Raw genomic sequence first — 26,881 nt, 5'->3', positions numbered from 1 at the left:
TGGTAAACCCGCATTAGCTCACTAAGGCTTGCGTATACACAAACAGGGCTTTTAGCAGCTCAGTTTTGCGCTTGTCATCTCCATGTAGCGCATAAAGCTCATTCAAGTGCGAGACATAGTCCTGAAGGCGCTCGGGCGTGAATACCGCATTACGATGTTGCAACCAACGCTGCTGCTCGCCGTCATCCAATGTGCGCGGAAAATTTCTGGCACGATAACGGAATAATAGGGGAGCGATACGATTGTCATTAAACGCGAGATCCAACGCGGGCAGGTTTTGCGCCGCCGTCTGTTGAATAATCTTCATGGCAGCCCGGTCGGCATCGCCAAAAAAGCCGTCATATAACCGCATATCCACGTCACTTTCTGGCGTGAATGGGGGGGCGTCGGCATAGAGTGCGACCACTTTTTCACGAATATCCGTGTATTGGCGTAATATCGCCAGGTTGTCGAGACAGCACTGGCGATCGATACCAAGCCGCGCGGCATCTTCAGGACGAAGCGTGTTAGCAGGGGCCAGCACCGGGCATTTATTGATATGTACCAGCTTGATCGGTGCCGGGCTTTGCCCCGGTTCCAGACGTTCACGCGGGGTATAGAGCCGTTCACGCAACGCGTCGGCATCCAGCTCAAGCAACGGGGCAATATCTCCGGCCAGATCGCACACAATCACTGCGTTACGGTTTTCCGGGTGCCAGGCCAATGGTACCACCCAACTGGCATTGCCGCGTTCGGCACCAAACATGCCGCTTACGTGCACCAGCGGTTTCATTTGTGGAATATCGATAAGCTGGTTGACCTTGTTTTTATTTCGCAGCGCAAACAGATACTCGAACAGCTTCGGCTGCGCTTGCTTGAACAGCTTCGCCATGGCAATGGTGGCGTAAACATCGGACATCGCGTCATGGGCGTGTTCATGTGCCACGCCATTGGCCTGTGTCAGATGCTCTAAACGGAAACTGGGCAAGACATCGTCATTGAGCGGCCATTCGATTCCGTCTGGGCGCAAGGCATAGCAGGCGCGCAGTGCATCCAGCAAATCCCAGCGCGAGTTCCCGTGCTGCCAGCTGTAGGCATAGGGATCGTAAAAATTGCGGTAGAAGATATTGCGGCTCACCTCATCATCGAAGCGAATATTGTTGTAACCCATGATGCATGTGTTCGGTTCGCTGAAGGCGGCGTGAATCTGACGTGCAAATTCTGCTTCGCAAACCCCTTTAGCCTGAGCGATTTGAGGGGTGATACCGGTAATGAGTACCGCTTCCGGTTCGGGCAAATAGTCATCCGTGGGCAGGCAGTAAATCACCAGCGGATCGCCGATGATGTTGAAGTCCATATCGATACGTACGCCGGCAAACTGCGCCGGTCGATCGCGAGCGGGATGCTTACCGAAGGTTTCATAATCATGGATGAAAAATGTGGGTTGCGTGGTATCGACCATATTCACTGTCGCTCGAATGTCCTTGTGTGCCGTTTGTGCCCAGAAGCCTCAAGAATACCATTGAAATGAGATTCTGTGCGGGTTTCCTGATGTGCATCAATTCCTGAGCGGCGGGAATCCCTATGCATACGCATCGTCATTCGTTACAATTTCGCAATTTAATGCGAATGATAATTAAATTCCTTCTAACACGCAGTGCAGTGGAGGAAGGCAATTAAAAAGGAGACGATGATGCGGTTAAAACGACTCTGTTAGCTTCCCTGCTGGTAGTGGCAGGATGCGATCAGTCAGATACGTCATCTACGGCGAGCTCAACCCTAACCGTTGAGCATGCGCAAGGGGTGACAAAGGTACCGCAGCATCCGAAAAAAGTTGTTGTGTTTGATCCGGCTATTCTGGATACGCTGGATGCGTTGCAGATTCCCGTTGCTGGTGTGCCGCAAAGCAGTGCGCACCTTCCTCTGTTCCTGGCAAAGTATTCCGGCAGTGAATACCTTAATGCGGGAACCTTGTTTGAACCCAATTATGAAGCGCTGAGCAGCGCCAAGCCGGATTTGATTATTGCCGGCGGTCGCGCCCGTGATGCCTATGAAAAACTCAGCGGCATTGCACCGACCATTTCTCTGGATGTCGATGAACAGCAATTTATGCCGAGTTTCATCCACCGCACTGAGCAGTTGGGCGAGATCTTTGGCAAGCAGGACGAAGTGAAAGCTAAACTGGCGGATTTTAAACAGCGTGTTGAGCAAACCCGTGAAAAAGCCGGGCAGGCGGGCACGGCCATGGTACTGATGGTCAACGGTGGCAAAATTTCTGCCTATGGCCCGAAATCTCGCTTCGGCTTCGTGTTTGATGAGTTGGGCTTTGCACCCGCCACGGAATTCCCCGATCCGGGCCGTCATGGCAACGTCGTTACCGCTGAGTTGCTGCTGAGTATTAATCCTGAATGGCTGTTTGTGTTAGACCGTGACAGAGCTATCGGTACCACGGGTGGGTTTCCTGCCCAGCAGGTGTTGGATAACCCGTTGGTGACTAAAACCAAGGCGTGGCAGAACCAGCATGTGGTTTACCTTGATTCCGCATCGCTCTATATCGCGGGTGGTTTGTAGAGTTATTCGCGTCTGATTGATGACGTTAATAAAGCGTTAGACAAGAAGTAATCAGATAGCACGATGCTTGCCATGAAACCTGTCTATTTGTCGGCGGTATTTGTCCTGTTGGCGGGGATGATCGTTGCCAGCCTGTTTGTCGGTGCGGGTCAGGTGACCTTTGATGCCGTATGGCGCGATCCTATCATGCGCGATATCTTCCTGATCAGCCGCGTTCCGCGCACGCTGGCGCTGCTGCTGGCGGGCAGTGCCATGAGCGTGGCAGGCTTGATCATGCAGTTGTTGACGCAGAATCGCTTCGTTGAGCCGTCGTTGGCGGGCACCACACAGTCGGCAAGCCTTGGCTTGCTGGTGGTGATGGTATTAATGCCCTCGGCCTCTCTGCTGGTGAAAATGACCGTAGCCAGTCTGTTTGCCATGGCGGGTACCGTGCTGTTTATGCTGTTATTGCGGCGCATTGTGCTGAAATCGGCACTGGTGGTGCCGCTGGTTGGCATTATGCTGGGCTCGGTGATCGGCGCAATCACTACCTTTGCCGCGATGCACTTCGACCTGTTGCAGTCGCTCAGCGGCTGGGAATCGGGAGATTTCTCCGGTGTGTACGGTGTGCTGCGCGGTCGCTACGAATTGTTGTGGCTGGTGGGCATTCTCACCCTGATTGCCTGCTGGACGGCGGATCGCTTTACCGTTGCGGGCATGGGGCGCGAGTTTTCTGTCAATGTCGGGCTCAACTATCGGCAAGTGATGCTGCTGGGGTTGGCGATTATTGCGATTATCAGCGGGGTGGTAATGGTGGTGGTCGGCCCGCTGACTTTCCTGGGTTTTATGGTTGCCAACCTGGCTTATCTGGTAGCCGGTTCCAGCCAGCATCGCATTTTGTTACCCACCGCGTTTCTGCTCGGGGGTGATATCCCTGGTGGGGGGACAACTGATATTGGAGCACCTGCTGAACATGGCAGGTGCTTTGTCCGTCGTGATTGAGTTTATCGGCGGGACACTGTTCATCTTGCTGTTATTGAAAAAGGTTGCTGTGTGATTGAGATCGAGCATCTAACCAAGGCCTATTACGATCAAGTGGTGCTGAATGACATTACCGCGACCATTTCCCGTGGTGGCGTGACGTCAATCATTGGGCCCAACGGGGCAGGGAAGTCAACGCTGCTTTCAGTGATAAGCCGCTTGTTGGCGGCTGACAGCGGTCGCGTTACCGTTAATGGTATGGACAGCGCAACCACGCCCGGTGAACAGATGGCGACCTGCCTCTCTGTGTTGCGTCAGGAAAATCGCTTTACCAGTCGCCTGACGATGGAAGAGTTGGTCGGCTTTGGGCCGCTACCCTTATACCAAAGGGCGTTTGAACGCCGATGACCATAAACGCATTGCCGATGCGCTGGCCTTTCTCAATTTAACCGAGTTTAAAGACCGTTTTCTGGACGAACTGTCTGGTGGCCAGCGCCAGCGCGCCTATGTGGCGATGGTGTTGATGGTGTTGTGCCAGGACACAGAATACGTTCTGCTGGATGAACCGCTGAATAACCTGGATATGAAACATGCGGTCGCGATGATGAAACAGATTCGTCGGGCGGCGGATGAGCTGGGCAAAACCATCGTTCTGGTGATTCACGATATCAACTTTGCTTCTGCCTACTCGGATTACATTATCGCGATGCGCAAAGGGCAGATTGTGTATACAGCCCATTCACGCAACTGGGACACCGTGATTGCGTTCAGGGAGCATCCTGGCAGTGGCGCAATTTGACGTTTAGTGTATTGTGGCCACCGAAGCGGGTGGAATATGCCGGCAACGATGATTCCTGTGTTGTACGTATCGACGATGGTCGGCACCGTGTGCTATTGACTGGTGACATTGAAATGAACGCAGAGCGACGTCTGGTGAGCATGGGGCGAGAAGCGCTAGCTGCTGATTTGTTACAAATTCCCCATCACGGCAGCAAGACATCGTCGACCGGGCCATTCATACGCGCGGTGAATCCCCGTTATGCGCTCGCCTCCACGGGGCGCTACAATCCATGGCGTCTGCCGTCTGCTGCGGTGATCGCGCGTTATCGCAAGGGCGGGCATAAATGGGTAGATACGGTGCAATCAGGGCAAGTTAGCGTACGTTTTTTCAACGAAAGCTTGCAAGTTCGGCGCTATCGTGAGCAGCTGTCGCCGTTTTGGTATCATCAGTGGTTTGGCGTAAAGCGCGATAGTGAGTAGAATAAGCGGCTATTTATAAATAATTCAGGTTTATTGCATGCTGAATGATAAAGACCTCTCCACCTGGCAGACCTTCCGTCGCCTGTGGCCGATGATTTCTCCCTATAAAGCGGGTCTGGCTGCTGCGGCGATTGCGCTTATTATCAATGCGGCGGGCGACACTCTGATGCTCTCGCTGCTAAAGCCATTGCTGGATGAAGGGTTTGGAAAAACAGATCGCAGCATCCTGCTGTGGATGCCATTTGCGGTGATGGGACTGATGCTGGTTCGCGGTGTGACGGGCTATGTGTCTGCTTACTGCGTTTCCTGGGTTTCGGGCAAGGTGGTGATGACGATGCGCCGCCGACTGTTCAGCCATATTATGGGCATGCCCGTAGGCTTTTTCGATCAGCAGTCAACGGGAACGCTGCTCTCGCGCATCACCTATGATTCTGAACAGGTGGCCTCTTCCTCCTCCGGGGCGCTGATTACGCTGGTGCGTGAAGGAGCATCGATTATTGGTTTGTTTGTGCTGATGTTTTACCACAGCTGGCAACTGTCGATTATCCTGATTGTTATCGCGCCTATCGTGGCAATTGCGATTCGCTTGGTGTCTAAACGTTTTCGTAACATCAGCAAAAATATTCAGAACACCATGGGGCAGGTTACGGCCAGCGCCGAGCAGATGCTGAAGGGCCACAAAGAAGTGCTGATTTTCGGTGGTCAGGAAGTGGAAGTCGCGCGTTTTGATAAAGTCAGTAACCGCATTCGTACTCAAGGCATGAAAATGGTCTCGGCCTCAGCCATCTCTGATCCGATCATCCAACTGATTGCCTCCCTGGCATTGGCGTTTGTTCTTTATGCCGCCAGTTTCCCGAGCGTTATGGACACGCTGACGGCCGGGACCATCACCGTGGTGTTCTCTTCGATGATTGCCTTGATGCGTCCGCTCAAATCGCTGACCAACGTCAATGCGCAGTTTCAACGTGGGATGGCGGCCTGCCAAACGCTGTTTGCCATTCTGGATATGGAACAGGAAAAAGATGAAGGCACACGTGTGCTGGAAAGAGCTGAAGGTGATTTGGAATTCCGCAACGTCACGTTTTCCTACCCGACCAAAGAGACGCTGGCGCTGAAGAACATCAGTTTGCACATTCCTCCCGGCAAAACCATCGCACTAGTCGGCCGCTCGGGTTCCGGCAAATCGACCATTGCCAACCTGATAACGCGTTTTTACGACATACAATCCGGTGAGATTCTGCTGGATGGACATGATCTGCGCGAATATACGCTGGCTTCTCTGCGTCGTCAGGTCGCGCTGGTATCGCAACACGTGCATCTGTTTAACGATACCATCGCCAACAATATCTCTTATGCGTGCGGCGATCGTTATTCGCGGGAAGACATCGAGCATGCGGCTAAAATGGCGCACGCGATGGACTTTATCAGCAAAATGGATAACGGCCTGGATACGATCATCGGTGAAAATGGTGTATTGCTCTCGGGTGGGCAACGTCAGCGTATCGCCATTGCCCGTGCGTTGCTGCGTGATTGTCCTATTCTGGTACTTGATGAAGCGACTTCCGCGCTGGACACCGAATCCGAAAGAGTGATTCAGGCAGCATTGGATGAGTTGCAAAAAGACCGTACTGCGCTGGTGATCGCACACCGTCTTTCTACCATTGAGAATGTGGATGAAATTCTGGTGGTTGAAGAGGGGCAGATTATTGAGCGTGGGCCGCATGCAGAGCTGCTGGCGAAAAATGGCGCTTACGCACAGTTGCATAAAATGCCGTTTGGCGAATGATTGCACGTATCTGGTCTGGCGCGTCGCGGCTCTACTGGCTGCTGATCCCTTTCTCATTGCTGTATGGCGCAGTTACCGCCGTTATTCGCTACAGCTACCGTACCGGTTGGCGCCGCTCTTGGCGTGCGCCGCTGCCGGTGGTGGTGGTGGGGAACCTTACGGCCGGGGGCAACGGCAAAACGCCGCTGGTGATCTGGTTTGTGGAACAACTGCAACGACAGGGCTATCGCGTTGGGGTGGTGTCGCGTGGTTACGGCGGTAAGGCCGAACGTTATCCGCTGGTGGTGGATGCTTCGGTGTCCACTGCGCAAGCGGGGGATGAACCAGTGCTGATTTACCAGCGCACCGGCGCTGCGTTAGCGGTATCTCCTTCGCGGCGGGATGCCATTGAAGCACTGCTTGCCCGCCAATCGCTCGATGTGATTGTGACGGATGACGGCTTGCAGCACTATGCGTTGGCGCGAGATATCGAGATCGTGGTGGTGGATGGTGAACGCCGATTCGGCAACGGCTGGTGGTTGCCCGCCGGGCCGATGCGCGAACGCGCCGCGCGCTTACATAGCGTGGATGCCATTGTGGTTAACGGCGGCCAACCTCAATCAGGCGAAATCGCCATGCATTTGCAGCCGGGTAACGCGGTTAACGTACTCACGGGCGAAACCTGCCCGGTTGCTGCGTTGACGGAAAGCGTCGCCATGGCCGGAATTGGCCATCCACCCCGATTTTTTGCCACGCTGCGAGCGCAAGGCGCTAGTGTTGTGCGTGAAGTCACGTTTGCCGATCACCAAACTTATGTGCCAGAAGCAATTCAGGCGCTGACCGAGGATAATCAGCAGCCATTGCTGATGACGGAAAAAGATGCGGTGAAGTTCAGCGCTTTTGCACAGGCTAACTGGTGGTACTTGCCGGTAGATGCGCAACTTGCTGAGCCGGGCGCGTCGATATTGCTGGATAAGATAATGTCGTTGCTGCCCTCACCACGCCCGTAATGTGGCTACCCATTTTGTTTGTAAGCACCTTAATGGAGGATGCATGGATCACCGTTTACTCGAGATCGTTGCCTGTCCGGTATGCAACGGACGGCTTTACTACAACAAAGAGAAGCTGGAACTGATTTGTAAAGCGGATGCCCTGGCCTATCCGGTGCGTGATGGCATTCCGGTGCTGCTGGAAAACGAAGCGCGTAAAATTCCCGCCGATGAGATAACACAATGAGTTTTACTGCGATCATACCTGCGCGCTATGCCTCGACGCGCTTACCGGGAAAACCGTTGGCCGATATCAACGGTAAACCGATGGTGGTTCATGTGATGGAACGTGCCTTGGAGTCCGGAGCCAGCCGCGTTATCGTCGCGACGGACCATCCTGACGTTCAACGTGCAGTGGAGCAGGCTGGCGGCGAAGTGTGTTTGACCAGCTCCGATCATCATTCTGGCACTGAACGTTTGGCGGAGGTCATTGAACGCTATCAGTTTCCGGATGATGAAATCATCGTTAACGTGCAGGGAGATGAGCCTTTGATTCCCCCAGTGATTATTCGTCAGGTGGCGGATAATCTGGCCGTGTGTCAGGCAGGGATGGCCACGCTTGCGGTACCGATTACCACGGCAGAAGAAGCGTTTAACCCTAACGCGGTGAAAGTGGTGATGGATGCGCAAGGTTATGCGCTCTATTTTTCTCGTGCGACCATTCCCTGGGAGCGTGAGCGGTTTGCCCAAAGCAGAGAGACCATCGGCGATCATTTCTTACGCCATATCGGTATCTACGCCTACCGCGCGGGTTTCATTCGTCGTTATGTGACCTGGCAGCCCAGCAGCCTGGAGCAGATCGAACTGCTCGAACAGTTGCACGTGCTATGGTACGGCGAGAAGATTCATGTCGCAGTGGCGCAGGCCGTGCCGAGCGTCGGCGTAGATACGCCGGAAGATTTACAGCGTGTGCGTGCTGCAATGGTGTAGCGCGGGTTGTTGCCACACGGCTATCGACAAATTATTGTCTTGAAAAATCCCCGTTTGACGGGGATTTTTATTGAATACAACCCATCAGGTTGATATCAGGTTTCGCGTTGCGTCAATCCGGGAATACAGCGTGCCGATGGCACTTTATTTGATCTATATTGAAGAAATTGACCGCGGTCCACCGCATGATGACACGCGGGATCCTGAAGCAGGAGCGAGGTTTATCACAGTATGGAACATTTGAAGGCTGAATTAAGCACGGTATTGGGTGAAAAGTTAAGTCGGCTCGAACGTATTAGTGAGTAGCCTTACGCGCATTTGTACGCGCTGTATGACAATAATGGCAACGCCATGCTACTGTTGGCGAAAAGCTATGTATGTCAGGGCATTGCGCAGCAGGAAGCGTACAAGCTTTCCATGCTGGCGCGCGAAGGGGATGTGCGCCTGCCCACGGTGTACGGTGTAGTGATCACCCAGGAAGCGCCCTACAAGGAATTGCTGCTGATTGAGCGGTTACGTGGCGTCTAAGTGGAAGCGCCGACGCGTACTCCCGAGCGCTGGGCGTCGCTGATGGATCATATCGTCGAAAGCGTGCTGCTCTGGCACCGCATCGACAGTCACGGCTGTTGATAGCACTCAGGACAACGACTGGCTCAGTTGGTATGGACAACGCCTGGAAGTGCTTTGGTCAACGTTATTGAACGTGGGCGCGCCGCTATTGACTCAGGACGATCGCAGCCTGCTATACCGCTCCCGCCAGTGTCTTGAGGCCTTGTTTGATGATTTTGATGACGGTTGCTGTTGGTGCACGGTAATTTATCGCTGCGCAGTATGCTGAAAGACCCACGCAGCGATCAGTTGCTGGCAATGATCAACCCCGGTATGATGCTGTGGGCGCCCAGGGAATATGATATGTTTCGCCTGTGTGAATCAGGCATGTCGAAAGCGCTGCTCTATCGCTACCTGCAAAAAGCGCCACTGGCAGAAAATTTTGTTTATCGCCGTTGGCTCTACGTCATTTGGGAAGCGGTTTCTCGCTATCTTCACACCGGGCAATTGGATCGCGCACTGTTCGACCGCGCCACGCGCGAATTAACCCCCTGGCTGGAATAATCCCCTCAATGTGATGCCGCTTCTGGCGGCGTTTCGGTGCCTTTCAACCTTTGCCACAGCAAACCCAGCGTCTCATACCAGGCGCGTTCGCTGTGAGGCAGGTAAAATGCGGAAGGGAATACCCGTTCCCACGGATTCAGCGGGCTGGTAATCGCCAACTGATTGGCGGGAGCGGGCGTTGGATGTAGCCCCTGCGCCTGGAAAAACACCATGGCACGCGGCAGGTGGCTGGCCGAGGTGACTAACAGAAAAGGTTGCTGTCCGACGATCGCTGCGGTGCCAGCTGCTTCTTCTTCCGTGTCGCGCGGTGTATCCAGCGTGATGATATTCTCTTGAGGAATACCCAGACTCTCCGCGACCAATGCAGCGGTTTGCGCGCTGGTCATCGGATTTTCCTGCGCCGCTGCGCCAGTGAAAATCAGTTTCGCACCGGGATTGGCATGGTAGAGACATACACCTTCAGTCACCCGCGACAGGCTGTTGCCTATCAGATTGGCGCTCGGCGCCCACTCGGGGTTGTAGGTATAACCGCCGCCCAGCACCACGATATACGGAATCGGTGCAGCACTTGCGTGCCAGGTGGAATAGCGGGTTTCCAATGGCAACAGCAGTTTGTCTGCCACCGGTTGCAAACTCAACAGCAATAAGGCTAGCCAGCTAAACGAAATAACGATTTTTCTCCCTCTTTGCCAGCGTGAGAACCACAGCAGCGCCAGACCGACCCCCATCAGCACGAGTAACAACGGGAGCGGTTGCAGCAGACCGCCAACGACTTTTTTGAGGGTGAATAGCATGAATTCAGCTTCCCTTTGAGTGAAAAAAACGGCATCCGGCAAAATATCGTGCGGTCAGGCGGTGCTGTGGCAGGATCTGGAAGCGCTGCTGAAAACGTTGCCTGCACGGCCTTTGCGGATTTTAGATGCAGGAGGTGGGGAAGGGCATATGGCCTGCCGCCTGGCCGCTTTAGGACATCAGGTCTTGTTGTGCGATGTTTCAGATGAGATGATTCACCGCGCCCGCACAATCGCTCAGGAACAAGGCGTGGCCGATAACATGCGCTTTGTGCACTGTGCGGCGCAGGATATCGCCGGCTATATGACGCATCCGGCAGATTTGATCTTGTTTCATGCGGTGCTGGAATGGGTTGCAGAGCCTCAGGCGGTATTGCAGACGCTATCGGATTGTCTGGCGCCGAGCGGTGCCTTTTCGCTGATGTTTTATAATCATCATGCGCTTTTGCTGCGTAATGTCGTGTTGGGTAATTTTGCCTATGTGCAAGCTGGCATGCCAAAGCGCAAACGGCGTTCGTTATCGCCGGATCACCCCCTCGATCCTCAGCAGGTTTACGGGTGGCTTGATACGCTGGGGATGACGATTGAAGGAAAGACCGGTGTACGGGTGTTTCACGACTACTTGCAGAACAAGCAGCAACAAATCGATAATTTCGAGGAATTGTTAGCGTTGGAACAGCGCTATTGTCGCCAGGAACCTTTTGTTAGCCTGGGACGCTATATTCATGTCATGGCGCGTAAACGCCCTATAAAGGATGCACTATGAGTGATTTTTCCCAGACAGTGCCGGAACTGGTTGCCTGGGCGCGAAAAAATGATTTTTCCCTGTCACTCCCTACCGAGCGTCTGGCATTTCTGCTAGCGATCGCGACGCTGAACGGAGAGCGGATGGATGGCGAAATGAGCGAAGGGGGTCTGGTGGATGCTTTTCGTCACGTCAGCAAGGGATTTGAACAAACCCATGAAACGGTGGCAATGCGCGCCAATAACGCCATCAATGACTTGGTGCGCCAGCGCTTGGTGAATCGTTTTGTCAGCGAAGTGGCAGATGGCAATGCCATCTACCGGTTAACGCCGCTCGGCATTGGCATCACCGACTACTACATCCGCCAGCGCGAATTTTCGACGCTGCGCCTGTCTATGCAGCTCTCCATTGTAGCGCAAGAACTGTTGCGTGCTGCGGAGGCCGCAGAAGAGGGCGGCGATGAGTTCCACTGGCACCGTAATGTGTTCGCGCTGCTCAAATACTCGGTGGCGGAAATTTTTGACAGTATCGATCTCTCGCAGCGCGTGATGGATGAGCAGCAGCAGGGCGTGAAAGACGATATTGCTGCGCTGCTGACGCAAGACTGGCGTACCGCCATTTCCAGCTGTGAACATCTGCTGACAGAAACATCCGGTATCTTGCGCGAATTGCAAGACGCGCTGGAAGCGGCGGGCGATAAGCTGCAAACCAGCTTGTTACAGATTCAGGAAGCGACAATGCAGCATCCTGAACTGGAGTTTGTCGATAAACTGGTGTTCGATCTGCAGGCTAAGCTCGATCGCATCATTAGCTGGGGTCAGCAGACCATCGATCTGTGGATTGGCTATGACAGGCATGTCCACAAGTTCATCCGTACCGCCATTGATATGGATAAGAATCGCGTATTTGCCCAGCGCTTGCGTCAGTCGGTGCAAAATTACTTCGACCAGCCCTGGGCGCTGACCTTCGCCAATGCCGAGCGCCTGTTGGATATGCGTGACGAAGAGCTGGCGTTACGCAGCGATGAAGTGACTGGTGAGCTGCCGCTGGAACTGGAATATGAAGAATTCAGTGAAATGCGCGAACAGATCGCCGCGCTGGTGGAAGCAGCACTGCAAAAATATAGAACCGAGCGCATCCCGCTCAACCTGGCGGACGTGGTACGCGATTACCTGACCCACTATCCCCGGGTGCAGCATTTTGATGTGGCACGAATCGTGGTCGACCAGGCGGTGCGTCTGGGTGTGGCCGAAGCGGATTTCACCGGATTGCCTGCGCTATGGCAGTCAATCAATGATTACGGAGCCAAGGTACAGGCCCATGTCATCGACAACTATTGATAAAATCATGCCAGCTAAACTGGCAACGGCGTTAGCCAATACCCTGTTTCCCGCGCTCGACAGCCAACTGCGTGCGGGACGGCATATCGGAGTGGAAGAGCTGGAGAACCATGCTTACCTGATGGATTTTCAGGACGTGTTGGAAGAGTTCTACGCGCGCTATAACGTGGAATTGATCCGTGCGCCAGAAGGTTTCTTCTATTTACGTCCGCGATCGACCACGCTGATCCCGCGTTCTGTGTTGTCTGAGCTGGACATGATGGTGGGAAAAATTCTCTGCTATCTCTACCTCAGCCCGGAACGAGTGGCGCAAGAGGGCATTTTTAGTCAGCAGGAGCTCTATGAAGAGTTACTGGCACTGGCCGATGAAAGCAAACTGCTTAAGCTGGTGAACCAGCGTTCAACCGGTTCGGATCTCGACAGACAGAAATTGCAGGAGAAGGTCAGAACCTCGCTGAACCGCTTGCGGCGCTTGGGAATGGTCTACTTCATGGGCAATGACAGCAGCAAATTTCGCATTACCGAAGCAGCGTTCCGTTTCGGTGCCGACGTGCGCAGCGGTGACGATGCACGTGAAGCACAATTACGCATGATCCGTGATGGCGAAGCGCTGCCGTTAGACAGTGGCCTGTCGTTGAACGATAAGGTGGAAGAGGGCGAAAGTGCGCAAGACAATGAGGTTGAGAGTGGAGAGGAAGAATAACAATGATTGAACGCGGTAAATTTTGCTCACTGACGCTGGTCAACTGGAACGGTTTTTTTGCTCGGACGTTCGATCTGGACGAACTTGTTACCACTTTGTCCGGCGGCAACGGTGCAGGAAAATCGACGACGATGGCGGCCTTTATCACTGCGCTGATCCCCGATTTGACGCTGCTGCATTTCCGTAACACCACCGAAGCTGGAGCAACCAGCGGCTCACGCGATAAAGGGTTGCACGGCAAGCTGTGCGCTGGCGTTTGTTATGCCACGTTGGATGTCGTGAACTCTCGTCATCAGCGCGTGCTGGTCGGGGTGCGTCTGCAACAGGTGGCCGGGCGCGATAAAAAGGTCGATATCAAACCCTTTGCGATTCAAGGTCTGCCGACCACGTTGCAACCGACGCAGGTGCTGACCCAATCGTTGGGTGAACGTCAGGTTCGGGTGTTGATGTTGCAAGAACTGAAAGAGCGCGTTGAAGAGATGGAAGGCGTGCTGTTCAAGCAGTTCAACTCTATTACCGATTACCACGCGCTGATGTTTGATTTGGGCGTGGTGCCGCGTCGTTTGCGCTCGGCATCCGACCGCAGCAAATTCTATCGCCTGATCGAAGCCTCGCTCTACGGTGGGATCTCCAGCGCCATAACCCGTTCACTGCGTGATTATCTGCTGCCCGAAAACAGCGGCGTGCGTAAAGCGTTTCAGGATATGGAAGCGGCACTGCGTGAAAACCGCATGACGCTGGAAGCCATCCGTGTCACTCAGTCGGACCGCGATCTGTTCAAACATCTGATTTCTGAAGCCACTTCTTATGTTGCCGCCGACTATATGCGTCATGCCAACGAGCGGCGCGTTCACCTGGACGGTGCGCTGGCGTTGCGTCATGACCTGTTTGGCAGCCGCAAGCAGCTGGTGCATGAACAGTATCGCCATGTGGAAATGGCGCGTGAGCTGGCGGAACAAATCGAGGCCGAAAGCGATCTGGAAACCGATCACCAGGCCGCCAGCGATCAGCTCAATCTGGTGCAGACCGCGTTACGCCAACAAGAGAAGATTGAACGCTACGACAGCGATCTGGAAGAGCTGCGCTCACGTTTGGAAGAGCAGGATATCGTCGTCGAAGAGGCGCGCGAGCAACTCGAAGAGAATGATGCGCGAGCACTGGCCGCCGAGCAGGAAGTGGATGAGCTGAAAAGCCAGCTTGCCGACTACCAGCAGGCGCTGGATGTGCAACAGACCCGTGCGATCCAGTATCAACAGGCGCAGCAGGCATTGGAGCGCGCCTGTGCGCTGTGCCAGTTGCCGGATTTAACGGCAGATAACGCCGACGAGTGGCTGGAAACCTTCCACGCCCGGGAGCAGGAAGCGACCGAGCTGCTATTGCAACTGGAACAAACCCTGAGCGTCTCCGACGCGGCGCATAACCAATTTGAGCAAGCGTATCAGTTAGTCTGCAAGGTCGTGGGTAACGTCTCTCGCAGCGATGCCTGGCAGGCGGCGCGCGATGTGCTGCGCGATAGCACGTCTCAGCGCTATCAGGCAGAGCGCGTGCAGCCGCTGCGCGGCCGTCTGGCCGAATTGGAGCAGCGCCTGCGCGAGCAGCAGGAAGCAGAACGTCTGTTGCAGGAATTTGGCAAACGCTATGGTCAACCCTGTGAGCCAGAAGCTTTGGACAGCTTGCAGCAGGAATTGGACGCGAAGATTGAAACCCTCTCTGCGCTGGTCGCGGAAGCTGGGGAGCGCCGTTTGGCGCTGCGTCAGGAACTGGAGCAGATTCAGCAACAAATCCAGACATTAACCGCGCGCGCACCGATGTGGCTGGCGGCGCAGGAAGCCTTGACGCAACTGAGTGAACAAAGCAGCGCAACCTTTGCTGATGGTCAGGAAGTGACCGAGCATTTGCAGCAACTGCTGGAGCGTGAAATCACGGTAGAACGTGATGACGTGGCGGCACGTAAGCGTCACATCGACGATCAAATCGAACGATTAAGCCAGCCGGGTGGTGTGGAAGATCCGCGCATGACTGCACTGGCAGAGCGTTTTGGCGGCGTGTTGCTCTCCGAGATTTATGATGACGTCACGCTCGATGATGCGCCTTACTTCTCTGCGTTGTACGGGCCGTCTCGTCACGGCATCGTTGTGGCTGACCTGTCGTTGGTGCGTGAGCAGCTTGAAGGGCTGGATGACTGCCCGGAAGATCTCTATCTGATCGAAGGGGATCCCCAATCGTTTGATGACAGCGTCTTTGCGGTTGAAGAGCTGGAAAAAGCGGTGGTGGTGAAAATTGCAGATCGCCAGTGGCGCTATTCGCGTTTCCCCGAGGTGCCGTTGTTTGGTCGTGCGGCGCGTGAAAGCCGTCTGGAAAGCTTGCGCGATGAGCGTGAAGCCTTGGCAGAGCAGTACGCCACGCTGTCGTTTGACGTGCAGAAGACCCAGCGTTTGCATCAGGCATTCAGCCGCTTTATCGGTTCTCACCTGGCCATCGCGTTCGATAGCGATCCTGAAGCGGCGCTGCGTCCCTTAAGTTCGCGTCGCGGTGAGCTGGAACGCGCCATCAACAACTTTGATGCGGAAAATCAGCAGCAGCGCCAGCAGTACGATCAGGCCAAAGAGTGTATCTCGTTGTTGAACCGTTTGATCCCGCGTATCAGCTTGTTGTGTGATGATACGCTGCTCGATCGGGTCGAAGAGATTCGCGATGAGCTGGATGCCGCAGAAGAGGCCTCGCACTTCATTCAGCAGCACGGCGCATCGTTGCTGAAGCTGGAGCCGCTGGTGTCGGTGTTGCAAAGTGACCCGCAGCAGCATGAACAGTTGCGTGAGCAATATGCACAGGCGCAAAGCGCGCAACGTCAGGCGAAACAGCAGGCGTTTGCGTTAACAGAAGTGGTGCAACGTCGTACCCATTTTGGCTATAGCGACTCAGCGGAAATGCTGGGGGAAAATGCCGATCTGAATGACAAACTGCGTCAGCGCTTGGATCAGGCAGAAACAGAGCGTACCCGGTCGCGTGAACAATTGCGTCAGCAGCAGGCGCAGTTAACGCAATACAGTCAGGTGCAGGCATCGTTACGCAGTGCGCATGATGCGAAAAACGAGATGCTTAAAGAGCTAATCCAGGAGTTGCAGGAGATCGGCGTGCGCGCCGATGCGGATGCCGAAGCGCGGGCGCGTACCCGACGTGACGAATTGCATGCCGCCCTGAGTGCCAACCGGGTGCGTCGTAATCAGCTAGAGAAGCAGATTACCTTCTGTGAAGCGGAAATGGATGGCTTACAGAAGAAATTACGCAAAGTGGAACGCGATTATCACCAGATGCGTGAACAGGTGGTGACGGCAAAAGCGGGCTGGTGTGCCGTCATGCGACTGGTGAAAGACAACGGCGTGGAGCGCCGCTTGCACCGTCGCGAACTGGCTTATATGGATGCCGATGAATTGCGCTCCATGTCGGATAAAGCGTTGGGCGCATTGCGCCTGGCGGTAGCGGATAATGAACATCTGCGTGATGTGTTACGCGCATCGGAAGATCCGAAACGGCCTGAGCGCAAGGTGCAGTTCTATATCGCTGTATATCAGCATCTGCGTGAGCGTATCCGTCAGGACATTATTCGCACTGACGATCCGGTCGAAGCCATTGAGCAGATGGAAATTGAGCTTAATCGTTTGACGGAAGAGCTGACCGCGCGTGAAAAAACGCTGGCCATCAGTTCCAAGAGTGTGGCGAACATTATCCGTAAAACCATCCAGCGTGAGCAGAACCGCATACGCATGCTGAACCAGGGTTTGCAGGCGGTCGCCTTTGGGCAGGTGAAAAGCGTGCGTTTGAATGTCAATGTGCGCGAAACGCACGCCACGCTGCTCAACGTGCTCTCGGAGCAGCAAGAGATGCACCAGGATCTGTTCAGCAGTAACCGGCTGACTTTCTCGGAAGCGCTGGCGAAGCTTTACCAACGCCTCAATCTTGAAGTCGATATGGGCCAACGCACGCCGCAAACCATTGGCGAGGAGTTACTGGATTACCGTAACTACCTGGAGATGGAAGTAGAAGTGAATCGTGGTGCCGATGGCTGGCTGCGTGCCGAGAGCGGCGCGCTCTCCACCGGTGAAGCCATCGGGACCGGGATGTCGATTCTGGTGATGGTGGTGCAGAGTTGGGAAGATGAATCCAAGCGCCTGCGCGGCAAAGATATCATCCCTTGTCGTTTACTGTTCCTCGATGAAGCGGCACGCCTGGATGCGAAATCCATCGCCACGTTGTTCGAACTGTGCGAACGGTTGGAAATGCAGCTAGTGATTGCCGCACCGGAAAATATCAGTCCGGAGAAGGGCACTACCTATAAGCTGGTGCGTAAAGTGTTCCAAAATCACGAGTATGTACACGTGGTGGGGCTGCGTGGTTTTGGCAGTGAAAATGAAACCCCGCAGGTGCAGGCATCATAGCGACAATCTTGTGACCCGATGTGTAGAGGCCGTGTTAAACGGCCTCTTTTTTTTGTCTCTTATTTTCCAATATTCATACCACGCACATGACGGACCAGTGAAATAATCTTGCGGGAAGTGGCGAAAAAAACTTTGTCTCTTTATATACTAACTGTAATGATGAGCGAATAATTGTAGTGGCAAGTCATCTCACCGTTTTGCGCTATTTTATGACAATCAGTTTCTGCATAACGTGAATTGGGGTGTCATATCCATTGGACCTCGTGGCTTTCATTGCTGATAAAAATATCGTGGCTGATATTGCGTTTATTGAATACAGGGGATAAATGGATGTTGTTATGTGAGCAAAAAGCGCAGAGCAAGCTGTGTCGCATTGGTACGCTGTGGGCCTTGAGCCTGTTTTCTTCCTGTGCGTTGTTGGCGACTGGGCAGGCGACGGTAATAACCCATGCACCGCCGAGCGTCTCTTCGCTTCCCGCTGGCAGCGTTTCTCATGAAAAAAGTACGGCGGCGTTACAGGCGCTGTCGGCGAAAGGCATTAAACCGCATTACCTGTCAGAAATTACCGCACTCTACGCATTGCATCCTGCACAGTTGCTGTGGGCTGATGAACGCGCCGTGGTGCAACTTCAGCAGCAACTGGCCGAAGTGGCACTGTCAGGGGTTCAGCCACAGTTTACGCAATGGGTAACCTGGGTAACCTGGGTAACCTGGTTGACCGATGCCAGTATAAAAGGGATGGCGCGCGACATTATTTTGTCGGATGCCATGCTGGGCTATCTGCAATTTGTGGACGGCGTGGAACGTAACGGCACCGACTGGCTCTACAGCAGTGTCCCGTACCGCTTGCAGCCGCCTGCCTCTGTGCGCGTGGATCAATGGCGACAGGCGATCTCCACCGGTAACAGCGCTGGGTTTGTGACTTCTCTTGCGCCACATCATTCTCAGTATGCCAAGATGCATCAGGCGTTAAAGGCATTGCTGGTGGACACGCGCCCCTGGCCGGTATTAACGATGTCGGAAACCCTGCGTCCTGAACAGCAAAGCCAGGATCTGGCTGTACTGCGTGAAATACTGCAACGCACCGGTATGCTTGTGACAGCAGAGACCATTACCCTGTTCAATGAGCAAAGTGCTGCTGCCGACAATGCTGCGCCGTCACCAGATACCTACACGGGTGATCTGGTTGAAGCGGTAAAACGTTTCCAACAATGGCAAGGGCTGGAGGCCGATGGCGTTATTGGCAAGCGGACGCGGGATTGGCTGAACGTCTCGCCGCAAACCCGCGCAGCTCTGTTGGCGCTCAATATTCAACGCTTGCGTCTGGTGCCGGATAACGTCACCACCGGCATTATGGTGAATATTCGTTGAACTACTACCAGAACGGTACACAGAGACTCTCTTCGCGCGTGATTGTCGGTCAACCGAAGCGCAAAACGCCACTGATGAGCAGTTCACCGTATAACGTGGTGGTTAACCCGCCGTGGAATGTGCCGACGACGCTGATTCGGCAGGATATTGTTCCAAAAGTCATCAAAGATCCCAGCTATTTGCAACGGAATAACTACACGCTGCTCTCTGGCTGGCACTCAGAAGCGGAAACCATCGATCCGACGATGATTGACTGATCAGTGGTGTTGGCCGATCGTTTCCCGTATCGCATTCTTCAGGCACCGGTGCGAACAACTCGCTGGGGCGATATAAATTCAATATGCCCAATTCCGAAGCGATTTACTTGCACGATACGCCGAATCACGGGCTGTTCCAGCGTGACATCCGTGCGCTCAGTTCAGGCTGTGTTCGCGTGAATAAGGCTTCAGAGCTGGCCGGATTATTATTGCAGGACGCAGGCTGGAACGATGCGCGCATTTCCTCCACGCTGGCGCAGGGAAACACCACCTATGTGCCGGTAAAACAACGTATTCCCGTCAATCTGTACTATTTGACGACCTGGGTGGCCGACGATGGCAAACCCCAGTTCCGCACAGATATTTACAATTATGATGACACGGTAAAACGGGGGGCGGGCATCCTGGGCAAGGCAGGGCAATTGCTCCAGTAACCGCTGATATTCTAGGAAGTTAGCGCTGTCGCAGGGTTTGCATCCCGGCGGAGGATCAACGAGATCCTCCGCATACCCTGTGGTAAAGCGGGTTGACTCAGCGGCATTGCACGGTTAAGGTGAACATAATGGCGCCTTTTTTGTCGCCATTATGTTCACCTTTTAAACTGGGGCATATTACATGGAATTCATCGATCATCATCGCCGCAGATGGCTGGCGCTGCGTTAGGAGCGCCATGCTGCCGGGTCAGGCGTTTGCGACACTCTCCACGCCGCGTCCGCGTATTTTAACGCTGGCAAATCTCAATACCGGTGAATATCTCAAAACTGAATTCTTCGATGGTCGCCGTTACAACAAAGATGAATTGTCCCGCCTGAACCACTTCTTCCGTGATTACCGCGCCAATAAAATCAAAACTATTGATCCTGCGCTGTTTGACCAGCTTTATCGCTTACAGATGATGTTGGGCACAAATAAACCGGTACAGCTGATCTCCGGCTATCGCTCTGTGGATACCAACAACGAAATGCGTAGCCATTCACGCGGTGTGGCCAAACAGAGCTATCACACTAAAGGTCAGGCGATGGATTTTCACATCGAAGGCGTGCAGTTGGCGAATATCCGCAAAGCGGCGCTGAAACTGAAAGCGAGCGGCGTAGGCTACTATCCGAAAAGTAATTTCGTGCATATCGATACCGGACTGACACGCAGCTGGTAACCCTTCACGCTAATGGATCCTGACGTCTGACCGTGTCATGATAACGGTCACGTAGGGGTTCTTTTTCGTGAAATGGAGTGCTATGAAATACCAGATTGTTCCCGTGACGGCGTTCAGCCAGAACTGCACGCTGCTGTGGTGTGAGGAAACGCGCGACGCGGCGATTGTTGACCCCGGCAGCGAAGCAGAAAAAATCAAACGTGCCGTTGCGCAGTGCGACATTAAGGTGTCGCAAATTCTGTTGACGCATGGCCATCTCGATCACGTCGGCGCTGCTCAGCAACTGACCGATCACTATCAGGTGCCGATTATTGGCCCACACTCCGCTGATGCCTTTTGGCTCGATGGTTTGCCCGCACAGAGCCGCATGTTTGGCCTTACAGAGTGTGCGCCACTAACGCCGACGCGTTGGCTGCAAGAAGGGGACACGGTGACCGTGGGGAATACTGTTCTGTCTGTGCTGCATTGTCCGGGCCATACGCCGGGCCACGTGGTGTTTATCGATAAGGCATCACGTTTAGCACAGGTGGGAGATGTGATCTTCAACGGTGGTGTAGGGCGCAGTGATTTTCCACAGGGCGACCATCAGGCGCTGGTTACCTCTATTCGCACCAAGTTGTTCCCGCTCGGGGATGATATTACTTTTATTCCAGGGCACGGCCCGATTTCAACGCTGGGGCATGAGCGTAAGACCAACCCTTTTGTGCATGATTGATGCAAATGCATCCCCCGTGTAGCAGGGGATGCATCAAGGGATATTACAACACGACCACGATGGCTTCGCACAGCGGAGCCATGTTTTCCGGTGTCATACCTGCCACGTTAACCCGTCCAGAGTTCACCGCATAGACCGCAAATTCATCGCGCAGACGCAATACCTGCTCTTTGGTCAGGCCGCTGAATGAGAACATGCCATTCTGCTGAATGATAAAGGAGAAATCCTGTGTGGCACCTTTTTCCTGCAAGGTGTTGACGAACAGGTGACGCATGCGCTGGATACGTTCACGCATGGCCGTCAGCTCTTGTTCCCACAGGGTGCGCAACGCGTCATTGCTGAGGATGGTGGCGACTACTGCCGCACCGTGTGCCGGTGGGTTCGAGTAGTTGGCGCGGATGATGGATTTCACCTGGCTGAATGCTTTATCCGCCACATCGGCATTGGCCGCAACCAGGGTGCAGGCACCGACACGTTCGTTATACAGGCCAAAGTTCTTCGAATAGGAGCTGGATACCAGCAGTTCTGGATGGGATGCAGCAAAAATACGCAGCCCCTCAGCATCCTCTTCCAAACCGCGGGCAAAGCCTTGGTAGGCGAAATCAAACAGCGGCAGCCAGCCTTTCTGAGCGGAAAGGTTGGCCAGGGTTTGCCACTGCTCAGCGGTAGGATCGATCCCGGTCGGGTTATGGCAACAGCCGTGGAACAGCGCCACATCGCCCGCCTGAACGGCTTCCAGGCTTTTCAGCAAACCATCAAAGTCCAGAGCATAGTTTGCGGCATCGTAGTATTGATAATCACACACTTCCAGCCCGGCGGTCTGGAACACGTTCTTATGGTTGGGCCAGCTTGGGTTACTCACCCAAATGCGCTTGGCAGACGTCTGGCTAGCGATAAACTCTGCGGCGATACGCAGGCCACCCGTGCCGCCCGGCGTTTGTGCGGTACGCGCACGTTTTTCGCTGATAATCGCGCTCTGCTTGCCGAACAGCAGTTCCTGTGTGCAGTGGGCGAACTCGGGCAGGCCATCGATCCCAAGATAGTTTTTGGTGGCTTCATTTTCCAGCAAAAATTGTTCTGCTTTTTTTACGCTGGCCAACACCGGTGTCTTTCCGGTTTCATCTTTGTATACGCCGATACCCAGATTTATTTTTTGTGGACGATGGTCGGCGCGAAACAGATCGGCCAGGCCAAGGATGGGGTCAGCGGCAGCGGCAGTAATATGTTCAAACATTGATGGCTATTCCATGACAGAGGTTAGGCAAGAGCCTTCAGGTTACCGCTAGCCATAAGCTTTGCCAACCGTTTGCGATCAAAATGCAGGTGAAATAACAGGAAAATTTGTGGCAGGAGCGGTAGCCATAAATGGCGCTAATAATAGGGAAGCAGAAAACAGAAAGACAGGGCATAAAGCCCTGTCTTTCACGTTATCAGACTGCGTAATGCAGTGATGATAGCGGGTAATTAGAACTGATAAGTTACACCAACAGCAACTTTGTCATCATCGTTGATACCGTAAACGTTGGTATCTTTGATCAGATTGATATCGTATTCGCTGTAAACAGAGAAGTTCTTGTTGAACGCGTAGGTAGCACCAATGCTCACATATTTAGTGACGTAACCGTTACGGTTGTTGTTGTCATCTTTAGCTTTACCAGAAACGTAAGCCAGAGAAGGTGTCAGACCGAAATCGAAGTTGTATTGAGCAACAGCTTCAAAGATTTTGGTTTTGTCAGCAAAATCAGTATGCACACCACCAACAGTCTTGTTGATGTAGGTGGCGTTACGCAGTTCAGAGTAAATGGCTGCAACGTAGATGTTATTTGCATCATACTTCAGACCAGTACCCCAAGCTTCAGCTTTCTGACCGCGGCCAGAGGTAACTGTTGAGGCGTTTTGCTCTACAGTGCGGTTAATTGCAGCATAGTTAGCTACAACACCTACGCTAACCGGAGATACGTATTCCAGAGAAGTACCCCAGCCGTCACCGTTCTGGGTATCCATGGCGGTACGCTCGTTCAGCGTATCCTTGCTGTTCTTGCCTTGGTATTGCAGGCCAAAGTTCAGGCCATCAACCAGACCGAAGAAATCTTTGTTACGGTAGGTCAGAACACCAGTAGAACGGCCAGTCAGGAAGTTGTCAGAGTTGGACTGATCGCCGCCCCGCTCAGGCAGAACGTTAGTATATGCCAGAGAATCGTAAGCGATACCCATGTTACGACCGTAGTCGATAGTACCGAAATCAGTGATTTTCAGACCAGCAAATGCATAATGAGTAGCAACGTCAGAACCTTCTTCTTGGTTGCCAGCGAATTTAGCTTCGTAACGACCATAACCAGTTACGTCACTGGTGATCTGAGTTTCGCCCTTGAAGCCAAGATGTGCATAAGATTTGTCGCCGTCTTGACTGTTGTTATCAGAGAAACGGTGTTTAGCGGTAACTTTACCGTACAGGTCCATTTTGTTGCCGTCTTTGTTGTAAACTTCTGCTGCGTTTACTGCGCCCGCAGCCAACAAAGCCGGGATTACTACTGCAAGAATATTGCGTTTCATCATTATTACCCTCATTGGTGTTTTAAGACACTCGTCGCTGCCATTAACAATTCTCGAAAAAAGTAATAAAACTCTTACGGAACTATCACTGGAAGTTTGGTGCCCTCCTGTATCTGAACGCAGTGTTCCATTCACTCGCCCGTTAATCTACCCTAAAAATGATACTAAGTCCGTAATTATGTAACAAAAAGAAATAATTTGTTTCAACTTGTAAATTTCAGGGAGCTTTGTGAGCCTTATCCGAAAGAAAAAAGACCGCGATTTATTCGCGGTCTTTTTTCTAGTTATTTGTTTTACTTATGTTTAATGCGTATTTAGAAACTAGCGTTGCGCGGAGTGCGTGGGAAAGGGATGACATCGCGCACATTTTGTACACTGGTAACATAGGCAATCAAACGCTCAAAGCCGAGCCCAAAACCGGAGTGCGGAATGGTGCCGTAGCGACGCAGATCGCGATACCACCAGTAATCTTCTTTATTAAGCCCCATCTCTTCCAGACGACTATCCAGCTGTGCCAGACGCTCTTCACGCTGGGAACCGCCGATGATTTCGCCGATGCCCGGTGCTAACACATCCATAGCAGCTACGGTTTTACCGTCTTCATTCATACGCATATAGAAAGCTTTGATGTCTTTCGGATAGTTTTTCACCACTACGGGCGCTTTGAAGTGCTGCTCAGCCAAGTAACGTTCATGCTCGGAAGCGAGATCGACACCCCAGAATACCGGGTTTTCGAAGGTGTGACCGCAATTAAGCAGGATCTCGACGGCATCGGTGTAGTCTACCTGTGCGAAATCTTTGCTGATAAAGCTTTCCAGACGACTGATCGCTTCTTTATCTACACGCTCAGCAAAGAACGCCATGTCGTCGGCGCGTTCATCAAGCACCGCTTTGAACACATATTTCAGCAGGCTTTCTGCCAGCGCCGCCGCATCGTCCAGCGTTGCAAAGGCCACTTCCGGTTCGATCATCCAGAATTCCGCCAAATGGCGGCTGGTGTTGGAGTTCTCAGCGCGGAACGTCGGGCCAAAGGTGTAAACCTTAGAGAGCGCAGACGCATAAGTCTCACCGTTCAACTGACCGGAAACGGTCAGAAAGGCTTCTTTACCGAAGAAGTCCTGATTGAAATCCACTTTGCCGTCGGCAGTACTCGGCAGGTTTTCCAAATCCAGCGTAGAAACGCGGAACATTTCACCGGCACCTTCGGTATCAGATGCGGTGATAAGCGGCGTAGACACCCAGAAATAGCCGTTTTCATGGAAGAAACGGTGAATGGCCTGGGCCAGCGTATGGCGCACGCGAGCCACGGCACCAATCAGGTTAGTACGCGGGCGCAGGTGCGCCACTTCACGCAGGTATTCAATGCTATGGCGTTTTGCCGCCATCGGGTAAGTGTCCGGATCGTCCACCCAGCCGACCACTTCAACGGCGGTCGCTTGAATTTCGAACGATTGACCTTCCCCCGGAGACGCTACAACGGTGCCGGTGATGATAACCGAGCAACCGGTGGTCAATTTCAGAATATCATTCTGGTAATTGGGAAGATTATTATTTACGACCGCCTGTAACGGATTAAAGCAGGAACCGTCATAGACGGCGATAAAGGAGATACCGGCTCTAGAATCTCTCCGGGTACGTACCCAGCCGCGCACGGTGACTTCACTGTCAACGGCGACACGGCCTTGCAGTACGTCGACTACAGGCACTACGCTCATAAAATTCTCTCTTTTCAATGAATGATATTTAACGGGTCAACCCCATAGGGGTGATTTGCTATGTTACTTGCCGTCTGGCAGGACACAAGCAGAAATTACCGGAATGCGCTAAGTTTTCCGCATTCCGGTGAAGTTGGGTTAAATCCTGAGCAGTACAGTGTACTAACTGGCTTTTCTGACGCGTGGCAGATCGAAGGCTTTGCGCAACGCAGAGACAAACGTGGCGTCGTGGCAAATGGTTTTGCCGGGGCTGTCGGAGAGTTTCGCGACCGGACGGCCATTGCACTCCACCAGCTTGATAACAATGTTCAGCGGCGTGACGCCTGGGATATCACAGGTCAGGCGTGTGCCGATACCAAACACTAGATTAATCCGCTGAGAAAAGTGGCGATAGAGCGCGAGCGCTTTTTCCAGATGCAGGTTATCAGAGAACACCAGCGTCTTGCTCATCGGGTCTATTCCTAAGCGCTGATAATGCGCAATGGCTTTTTCACCCCAATCGATCGGGTCCCCTGAATCATGACGTAGCCCCTGATAGGCATTGGCGAAATCGAGATCGAAATCGCGCAGGAACGCATCCATGGTAATGCAATCTGTCAGGGCGATACCGAGCTGATCCGGGTATTCAACCAGCCAGGCGTGCAGGGCTGCGCGTTGACTGTTGGCAAGCGTTGCACTGAGCTGCTGATGTGCCTGAAACCACTCATGCGCCTGCGTTCCTACCGGTGTCAGCCCCAACTGACGCGCCAGATCGTAGTTGCTGGTGCCAATCAGGTAAGGAAACTCTTGCTGCAACACGCTCACGATTTGGTGTTGCACTTCGCGGGAGAAACGCCGCCGGGTACCGAAATCCATCAGCTTAAAATGACGCAAGTCGATGCCCTGGCTGTGTTCACGAAACTGCGCCAGCGTACGACGCAGTTGCGCCACCGCGTGTACCGCAGTGACGTCCGGAGTGCGTGCGCGGTTTACCACTTCGCTGATCACTGCCAGCAGCGACACTTCCCACAAAATCACCTCGCGCCAGGGGCCACGAATGCGAATGTCCAGCTTGCCGTGATGGTTTTTTACGGTGACCTGCAGTGGGTTAAAGCGGAATTGACGCAGCCACAGTAGATAATCTGTCGTAAAAAACGGCAGCGTGGAGAGATAAGCGAACTCGTCATCGCTGAGTGACAGCTGACTCATCAGTGCAATCTGCGCAGTGATAGCCTCAGCATAACTCCCTAACAGCTCATCGCCGCGGCAGCGGAATTCCGCTGTAACATCCACATCGTAATAATGATGGAACACCGCTTGCTGCATATGAAGCTTATAAGCATCGGTATCCAGCAATGAGTTCAAAATCGGGGAAGGGTGTAAAGTCATAATGCGTTACAGCATCCTCGTCAGACGCGTTTCCACTATCAAAATCATCAGCAACGTCCAGTGAGTATACCTTGATTCTCTCTTGGTTGTCGCTATTAGGTCATCAC

17 protein-coding genes and 5 pseudogenes are annotated in these 26,881 nt (G+C 53.4%); 16 read left to right on the top strand and 6 right to left on the bottom strand.

Going from position 1 to position 26,881, the window contains the following annotated elements; genetic code table 11:
* Window positions 1-13: 13 nt before the first annotated feature.
* Window positions 14-1,441: an exodeoxyribonuclease I gene (gene sbcB, locus ACMZI0_RS05950; RefSeq protein ID WP_415672359.1), complete on the bottom strand. Its 1,428-nt coding sequence runs from the start codon at window positions 1,439-1,441 to the stop codon at window positions 14-16.
* 248 nt (window positions 1,442-1,689) lie between these two features.
* Between sbcB and ACMZI0_RS05945 the strand changes: the two genes are divergently transcribed.
* The 9 genes and pseudogenes from ACMZI0_RS05945 (at window position 1,690) to ACMZI0_RS05905 (ending at window position 9,627) form a co-directional block, all read left to right on the top strand.
* Window positions 1,690-2,550: a siderophore ABC transporter substrate-binding protein gene (locus ACMZI0_RS05945; RefSeq protein ID WP_415672358.1), complete on the top strand. Its 861-nt coding sequence runs from the start codon at window positions 1,690-1,692 to the stop codon at window positions 2,548-2,550.
* A gap of 72 nt (window positions 2,551-2,622) precedes the next feature.
* Window positions 2,623-3,462, top strand: a pseudogene (locus ACMZI0_RS05940) (ABC transporter permease); the annotation flags it as partial.
* Window positions 3,463-3,582: 120 nt separating this feature from the next.
* A pseudogene (locus ACMZI0_RS05935) lies at window positions 3,583-4,240 on the top strand (ABC transporter ATP-binding protein); the annotation flags it as partial.
* Window positions 4,241-4,305: 65 nt separating this feature from the next.
* On the top strand, window positions 4,306-4,770 hold the full coding sequence (locus ACMZI0_RS05930) for an MBL fold metallo-hydrolase (protein ID WP_415672268.1): 465 nt from the start codon (window positions 4,306-4,308) through the stop codon (window positions 4,768-4,770).
* Window positions 4,771-4,807: 37 nt separating this feature from the next.
* On the top strand, window positions 4,808-6,556 hold the full coding sequence (gene msbA, locus ACMZI0_RS05925) for a lipid A ABC transporter ATP-binding protein/permease MsbA (protein ID WP_415672267.1): 1,749 nt from the start codon (window positions 4,808-4,810) through the stop codon (window positions 6,554-6,556).
* Window positions 6,553-7,545, top strand: a complete 993-nt coding sequence (gene lpxK / locus ACMZI0_RS05920) for a tetraacyldisaccharide 4'-kinase (RefSeq protein ID WP_415672266.1) — start codon at window positions 6,553-6,555, stop codon at window positions 7,543-7,545. The genes msbA and lpxK overlap by 4 nt, the downstream gene beginning before the upstream one ends.
* Before the next feature lie 43 nt (window positions 7,546-7,588).
* The gene (locus ACMZI0_RS05915) at window positions 7,589-7,771 is read left to right on the top strand and encodes a Trm112 family protein (RefSeq protein WP_291971880.1); all 183 of its coding nucleotides are present in this window, start codon (window positions 7,589-7,591) and stop codon (window positions 7,769-7,771) included.
* Complete coding sequence (kdsB, locus tag ACMZI0_RS05910; protein ID WP_415672265.1) at window positions 7,768-8,514, top strand: 3-deoxy-manno-octulosonate cytidylyltransferase; 747 nt, start codon at window positions 7,768-7,770, stop codon at window positions 8,512-8,514. Before ACMZI0_RS05915 ends, kdsB begins: the two co-directional genes overlap by 4 nt.
* A 231-nt stretch (window positions 8,515-8,745) precedes the next feature.
* Window positions 8,746-9,627: pseudogene (locus ACMZI0_RS05905) on the top strand (YcbJ family phosphotransferase).
* Between the two features lie 5 nt (window positions 9,628-9,632).
* Here ACMZI0_RS05905 and elyC read toward each other — a convergent pair.
* Entirely contained in the window at window positions 9,633-10,421 is a 789-nt protein-coding gene (elyC, locus tag ACMZI0_RS05900) for an envelope biogenesis factor ElyC (protein ID WP_415672264.1), read from the bottom strand.
* Window positions 10,422-10,440: 19 nt separating this feature from the next.
* Between elyC and cmoM the strand changes: the two genes are divergently transcribed.
* From cmoM to ACMZI0_RS05865, 7 genes and pseudogenes are all read left to right on the top strand, one after another.
* Window positions 10,441-11,184: a tRNA uridine 5-oxyacetic acid(34) methyltransferase CmoM gene (gene cmoM / locus ACMZI0_RS05895; protein WP_415672263.1), complete on the top strand. Its 744-nt coding sequence runs from the start codon at window positions 10,441-10,443 to the stop codon at window positions 11,182-11,184.
* Window positions 11,181-12,503 (top strand): chromosome partition protein MukF, encoded by a 1,323-nt coding sequence (mukF, locus tag ACMZI0_RS05890; protein ID WP_415672262.1) that lies wholly within the window; start codon window positions 11,181-11,183, stop codon window positions 12,501-12,503. Before cmoM ends, mukF begins: the two co-directional genes overlap by 4 nt.
* Window positions 12,484-13,206: a chromosome partition protein MukE gene (gene mukE / locus ACMZI0_RS05885; protein WP_415672261.1), complete on the top strand. Its 723-nt coding sequence runs from the start codon at window positions 12,484-12,486 to the stop codon at window positions 13,204-13,206. Before mukF ends, mukE begins: the two co-directional genes overlap by 20 nt.
* 2 nt (window positions 13,207-13,208) lie before the next feature.
* Window positions 13,209-17,642, top strand: a complete 4,434-nt coding sequence (mukB, locus tag ACMZI0_RS05880; RefSeq protein WP_415672260.1) for a chromosome partition protein MukB — start codon at window positions 13,209-13,211, stop codon at window positions 17,640-17,642.
* Window positions 17,643-17,972: 330 nt separating this feature from the next.
* A pseudogene (gene ldtD, locus ACMZI0_RS05875) lies at window positions 17,973-19,704 on the top strand (L,D-transpeptidase).
* 181 nt (window positions 19,705-19,885) lie between these two features.
* Window positions 19,886-20,423: pseudogene (locus tag ACMZI0_RS05870) on the top strand (DUF882 domain-containing protein).
* 82 nt (window positions 20,424-20,505) lie between these two features.
* Complete coding sequence (locus tag ACMZI0_RS05865) at window positions 20,506-21,138, top strand: MBL fold metallo-hydrolase (protein ID WP_415672259.1); 633 nt, start codon at window positions 20,506-20,508, stop codon at window positions 21,136-21,138.
* 43 nt (window positions 21,139-21,181) lie between these two features.
* Here the strand turns inward: ACMZI0_RS05865 and ACMZI0_RS05860 are convergent, their stop codons facing one another.
* The 4 genes from ACMZI0_RS05860 to pncB all read right to left on the bottom strand — a co-directional run bounded on the left by ACMZI0_RS05860 (window position 21,182) and on the right by pncB (window position 26,774).
* Entirely contained in the window at window positions 21,182-22,372 is a 1,191-nt protein-coding gene (locus ACMZI0_RS05860) for an amino acid aminotransferase (protein ID WP_415672258.1), read from the bottom strand.
* A gap of 230 nt (window positions 22,373-22,602) precedes the next feature.
* Window positions 22,603-23,694, bottom strand: a complete 1,092-nt coding sequence (locus tag ACMZI0_RS05855) for a porin (RefSeq protein ID WP_415672257.1) — start codon at window positions 23,692-23,694, stop codon at window positions 22,603-22,605.
* Window positions 23,695-24,005: 311 nt separating this feature from the next.
* Window positions 24,006-25,406 carry an asparagine--tRNA ligase gene (gene asnS, locus ACMZI0_RS05850; RefSeq protein WP_415672256.1) on the bottom strand — a complete coding sequence of 467 codons (1,401 nt, stop codon included), beginning with the start codon at window positions 25,404-25,406 and terminating at the stop codon, window positions 24,006-24,008.
* Window positions 25,407-25,568: 162 nt separating this feature from the next.
* The gene (pncB, locus tag ACMZI0_RS05845) at window positions 25,569-26,774 is read right to left on the bottom strand and encodes a nicotinate phosphoribosyltransferase (protein ID WP_415672255.1); all 1,206 of its coding nucleotides are present in this window, start codon (window positions 26,772-26,774) and stop codon (window positions 25,569-25,571) included.
* Between the last annotated feature and the right edge of the window lie 107 nt (window positions 26,775-26,881).

Origin of the sequence: Symbiopectobacterium sp., assembly GCF_047692315.1 — a bacterium.
Taxonomy (GTDB): Bacteria; Pseudomonadota; Gammaproteobacteria; order Enterobacterales; family Enterobacteriaceae; genus Symbiopectobacterium.
Note: the sequence above shows the minus strand (reverse complement) of the source record. Positions and strands in the feature narration are given on the sequence as shown.

Excerpts from the sequence above, each read along its gene's own strand:
- ACMZI0_RS05865 (WP_415672259.1), top strand. The coding sequence starts at position 20,506 with ATGAAATACCAGATTGTTCCCGTGACGGCGTTCAGCCAGAACTGCACG.
- ACMZI0_RS05855 (WP_415672257.1), bottom strand. The coding sequence starts at position 23,694 with ATGATGAAACGCAATATTCTTGCAGTAGTAATCCCGGCTTTGTTGGCT.
- ACMZI0_RS05915 (WP_291971880.1), top strand. The coding sequence starts at position 7,589 with ATGGATCACCGTTTACTCGAGATCGTTGCCTGTCCGGTATGCAACGGA.
- msbA (WP_415672267.1), top strand. The coding sequence starts at position 4,808 with ATGCTGAATGATAAAGACCTCTCCACCTGGCAGACCTTCCGTCGCCTG.
- kdsB (WP_415672265.1), top strand. The coding sequence starts at position 7,768 with ATGAGTTTTACTGCGATCATACCTGCGCGCTATGCCTCGACGCGCTTA.
- pncB (WP_415672255.1), bottom strand. The coding sequence starts at position 26,774 with ATGACTTTACACCCTTCCCCGATTTTGAACTCATTGCTGGATACCGAT.
- mukB (WP_415672260.1), top strand. The coding sequence starts at position 13,209 with ATGATTGAACGCGGTAAATTTTGCTCACTGACGCTGGTCAACTGGAAC.
- ACMZI0_RS05860 (WP_415672258.1), bottom strand. The coding sequence starts at position 22,372 with ATGTTTGAACATATTACTGCCGCTGCCGCTGACCCCATCCTTGGCCTG.
- asnS (WP_415672256.1), bottom strand. The coding sequence starts at position 25,406 with ATGAGCGTAGTGCCTGTAGTCGACGTACTGCAAGGCCGTGTCGCCGTT.
- mukE (WP_415672261.1), top strand. The coding sequence starts at position 12,484 with ATGTCATCGACAACTATTGATAAAATCATGCCAGCTAAACTGGCAACG.
- sbcB (WP_415672359.1), bottom strand. The coding sequence starts at position 1,441 with ATGGTCGATACCACGCAACCCACATTTTTCATCCATGATTATGAAACC.
- lpxK (WP_415672266.1), top strand. The coding sequence starts at position 6,553 with ATGATTGCACGTATCTGGTCTGGCGCGTCGCGGCTCTACTGGCTGCTG.
- mukF (WP_415672262.1), top strand. The coding sequence starts at position 11,181 with ATGAGTGATTTTTCCCAGACAGTGCCGGAACTGGTTGCCTGGGCGCGA.
- elyC (WP_415672264.1), bottom strand. The coding sequence starts at position 10,421 with ATGCTATTCACCCTCAAAAAAGTCGTTGGCGGTCTGCTGCAACCGCTC.